Here is a 682-nt window from a genome sequence, read left to right as displayed (position 1 = left end):
TATATAATACGTATTCGATTATTTGGTTTAATTTGCCTGTTAATAGTGTGATTAAAGGAATCCAAAATGAGGTTTTGAGAACTAACAAGGCTCTGAATTTAATTGCTCATTACAGCTCCAACTAACTCAACTAGAACCAGTGTTGTACCCATGAACAGAGAAAGTGGTCGCTATAAAGGCAAATGAATTATCCAAGGTGGGCGTGCTCAAGTGCGTACTGTCCTGTATATGGCCATGATGTCTGCAATGCAATCTAACCCGGTTTTTGACGCCATATACTCGTTTGTTATGTTTAAAGCCAAACGAGTCCACTATATGGTTTGCTTCTAAGTACCTCAAGCCTACTTTTTAGCGAGCCAACGTGAATTTCGAGTTTGTGACCGTCGGGATCCAAAATATACAACGACTGCCCTTCACTTTTATTTTGTTTCCAAACTTCGATGTCGAAGGAAATTAGACGTAACGAAAAATGCTCAAAGTCTTCAGGAGATATGTCGAAGGCAATATGTGTATAATCAGTTTTTGGACATGGTGAGTCACACGATAAGCAAAACCACATATCTCCGATAGAAATATATGCCCCACGATCCCATTTTACATGCCCAGTAAAACCCAGAATATCGATATAAAACTTAAGTGAACGTTCCAAGTTACTAACTGCAAGAGTGATGTGATTTAATCC

1 protein-coding gene and 1 pseudogene are annotated in these 682 nt (G+C 38.7%); one reads left to right on the top strand and one right to left on the bottom strand.

What is annotated here, in order from left to right; translation table 11 throughout:
• Positions 1-126: 126 nt before the first annotated feature.
• Positions 127-324 (top strand): annotated as a pseudogene (locus tag AC55NX_RS20780) (transposase); the annotation flags it as partial.
• On the opposite strand, the gene fos reads toward AC55NX_RS20780, so the two are convergent.
• Positions 293-682, bottom strand: a 390-nt coding sequence (fos, locus tag AC55NX_RS20775) for a fosfomycin resistance glutathione transferase (protein ID WP_496997459.1), incomplete at its 5' end; no start/stop codon positions are given. The pseudogene AC55NX_RS20780 and the gene fos overlap by 32 nt on opposite strands.

The organism is Vibrio rubrogenes, assembly GCF_059641415.1.
The sequence above is the reverse complement of the archived record's forward strand: the minus strand, read 5'-3'. Positions and strand labels throughout refer to the sequence as shown.